At 75.1% G+C, this 2,798-nt stretch carries 4 protein-coding genes and 1 pseudogene; 1 reads left to right on the top strand and 4 read right to left on the bottom strand.

The features are described from left to right. The 4 genes and pseudogenes from AB0G11_RS48845 to AB0G11_RS48830 form a co-directional block, all read right to left on the bottom strand. Positions 1–152, bottom strand: a pseudogene (locus tag AB0G11_RS48845) (6-phospho-beta-glucosidase); the annotation flags it as partial. 152 nt (positions 153–304) lie between these two features. Continuing rightward, complete coding sequence (locus tag AB0G11_RS48840) at positions 305–643, bottom strand: metalloregulator ArsR/SmtB family transcription factor (protein WP_219508681.1); 339 nt, start codon at positions 641–643, stop codon at positions 305–307. Beyond that, a complete protein-coding gene (locus tag AB0G11_RS48835; RefSeq protein ID WP_357594149.1) occupies positions 643–873 on the bottom strand; it encodes a hypothetical protein in 231 nt (76 codons plus the stop codon). The genes AB0G11_RS48840 and AB0G11_RS48835 overlap by 1 nt, the downstream gene beginning before the upstream one ends. Before the next feature lie 70 nt (positions 874–943). Beyond that, positions 944–1,429: a GNAT family N-acetyltransferase gene (locus tag AB0G11_RS48830; protein ID WP_357594147.1), complete on the bottom strand. Its 486-nt coding sequence runs from the start codon at positions 1,427–1,429 to the stop codon at positions 944–946. A 141-nt stretch (positions 1,430–1,570) separates the two neighbouring features. Between AB0G11_RS48830 and AB0G11_RS48825 the strand changes: the two genes are divergently transcribed. Further along, on the top strand, positions 1,571–2,798 hold a 1,228-nt coding region (locus AB0G11_RS48825), incomplete at its 3' end, for an ATP-binding protein (protein ID WP_357594145.1).

Genomic DNA, 2,798 nt, shown 5'->3' with positions numbered 1-2,798 from the left:
CGGCGCGCCATGCCCGCCACCAGCCCGAGCCTGGAGGCGTCCGGGTCCACCAGCGCGATCTCGGTCAGCGGCAGCTCGTCGCGCAGCCGCGCGAAGCCGTCGATGAGCTCGGGGGTGTAGGTCGAGCCGCCCCCGATCACGGCGAGTTTCATGCGAACTCCCTAGTTAGGAAACTTTCCTAACCCGGGACCTTAGCTGACGCTTTCGGGAAAAGCCCTATGCGGACGGGCCCCGCCGCCGTCATCCGGAGGAAGGACCCGTCTCTCCAGCCGGTCGATGGCCCACGCCCCGGCGAGCGCCTGGTTCACCGGCTGCCGGCCTCCGCCTCGAGCTCGTCGAGCAGGGCGTGGCGGCCCGCCAGCTTGGCGTGCAGCAGGTGGCGGGCGGCGCGCAGCAGCTCGGCCACGTCGCCGCCGGACAGCGCGTAGACCACGGTCGAGCCGTCGCGGCGCGCGGTGACCAGCTCCGAACGCCGCAGCACGGCCAGGTGCTGCGACAGCCCGGCGGGCTCCACCTCGATCGCGGCCAGCAGGTCACGCACCGGCTTCGGCCCGTCCTGGAGCAGCTCCAGCACGCGGATCCGGACCGGGTGCCCCAGCAGCCGGAACAGCTCCGCCTTGGCCTCGTACAGCGGGACGGACATCACGCATTCCCCTCCCCCGGTCTCTCGCCGCCCGCCTCGCCGCCCGTCTCGTGGCCCGTCTCATCGTGGCCCGTCGTCACGCCGTGGGCGCGCGCCAGCCGGAGCACCTCGTCCAGGTCGCCGGCGGCGGCCAGCGCGGCCTCGGCGTCACCGGCCCGTTCGGCGGCGCGCAGGGCCTCGGCCGCCTCGTCGGCCCGCCTGCGGATCTCCGCCGCGAAGGCCTCACTCATCGCATCCCGCATTCATGCGCTCCAGTGTCGACGCAGTTGCGCAATTTCGCAATTGCACGACACCGCAGCGTCAATTGTCGGTACTGTAGTAGTGCAGGCTGTCGTCGGAGGAGACCCGGCGCAGGCCGGCCTTCTCCAGCACCCGCTGGGAGGCGACGTTGGTGTGCGCGGTGTCGGCCAGCGCGCGGCGGACCCGGCCGTCGTCGAAGCCCTCCCGCAGCAGCGCCCGCACCGCCTCGGTCGCGTAACCGCGCCCCTCGGCCTCGGGGGCGACGCCGTACCCGAACCCGACGGTCCCCGCCTCGTCGGGCGGGCCGAAGAAGCCGAGGCCGCCGATGACCGCGCCCGACCCGAGCAGCACGATCTGCAGCGGCCCGAACAGCGGATCACCCCCGGCGCCCTTGAGGACGAGCCCGGCGATGTCCCGGTCGTCGTCCCTGGGGTAGCCGGGGCTCCAGTTACGGCCCTCGCGCGACCCGGCCACCACGTGCCGGGCCTCCTCCTCGGTGAACGGGCGAAGCCGCAGCCGGGCGGTCTCCAGGGTGAACGTCATCATGCTCTCCTGCCGAATCAGGCCGGAACCAGGCCGGCGTAGGGGTACGGCACCGACAGTAGGCACCCGGCCCCCGCCGCCGAATCGGTCATGACGACCTAATGCGACCGATCGCCCTGACCGGCATGCCAGTACATTTGCCGGGTGTTGTACGGTCGGGCCGCCGAAGAAGAACAGTTGCGCCGCCTCCTCACCGAGGCCGGAGCCGGTGCGAGCGCCGCGCTGGTGCTGACCGGCGAGGCGGGCATCGGCAAGACCGCGCTGCTCGACCACCTGGCGTCCGGCGCGGGCAGGGTGCTGCGGACGACCGGGATCGAGTCGGAGAACGAGCTGCCGTTCGCCGCCCTGCACCAGCTGCTGCGGCCCGCCCTGGACCACCTGGACCTGCTCCCCGGGCCGCAGGCGGAGGCGTTGCGGGCCGCGTTCGGCATGACCGCGGCCACCGGCCGCGACCGTTTCCTGATCGGGCTCGCCGTGCTGACGCTGCTGTCGGAGCACGCCGGGGAGCAGGCGCTGCTGTGCCTGGTGGACGACGCGCAGTGGGTGGACCAGGCGTCCCTGGACGCGCTGACCTTCGCCGCGCGGCGGCTGGACGCCGAGGGCGTGGTGATGCTCTTCGCCCTGCGCGAGCCGCGTCCGCTCGGTCTGCCTGAGCTGCGGCTGGGCAGGCTGAACGAGGCGGCCACGGCGGCGCTGCTCGCGGCGCGGACGGGCGGCGAGCTGCCCGCGTACGTGCGCGAACGGGTCACGGCGGAGGCGCAGGGCAACCCGCTGGCCCTCGTCGAGCTGTCGCGGGCGATGACCGCCGAGCAGCGCGCGGGGCTGCTCGGCCCGCTCCCGGCGGCGCCGGGCGGCGTCAGCGCGGCGGGTCGCGTGCAGGCCGCGTTCGGCGCGCAGCTCGGCCTGCTGCCGCCGCTCACCCGGCGGGCGCTGCTCGTCGCCGCCGCCGACGACACCGGCGATCCGGCCGTCGTCCTGGCCGCGGCCGGGGCCGCCGCGCCCGACCTGGAACCGGCCGAGAAGGCCGGGCTGATCCACCTGACGGGCTCCACGCTGGCCTTCCGGCATCCGCTGGTGCGGGCCGCCGCCTACCAGGGAGCCACGTTCGCCGAGCGGATCGCCGCCCACGACGCCCTGGTGGCCGTCCTGCACGGCGACGAGCACGCCGACCGCCGCGCCTGGCACCGGGCGTCCGCCGCCACCGGCCCCGACGAGCGGGCCGCCGCCGAGCTGGAACGCGCCGCCGAACGCGCCACCGGCCGGCAGGGCATGGCCTCGGCCTCCGCCGCGTACGAGCGCGCCGCCCAGCTCAGCGCCGACCCCGCCGCCCGGCAGCGCCGCCTCGTCACGGCGGCCCAGGTCGCCGCCGACG

Origin of the sequence: Nonomuraea sp. NPDC023979 (genome assembly GCF_040639085.1) — a bacterium.
GTDB classification, from domain to species: domain Bacteria; phylum Actinomycetota; class Actinomycetes; order Streptosporangiales; family Streptosporangiaceae; genus Nonomuraea; species Nonomuraea ceibae.
This window is presented reverse-complemented; position numbering and strand designations above follow the sequence as displayed.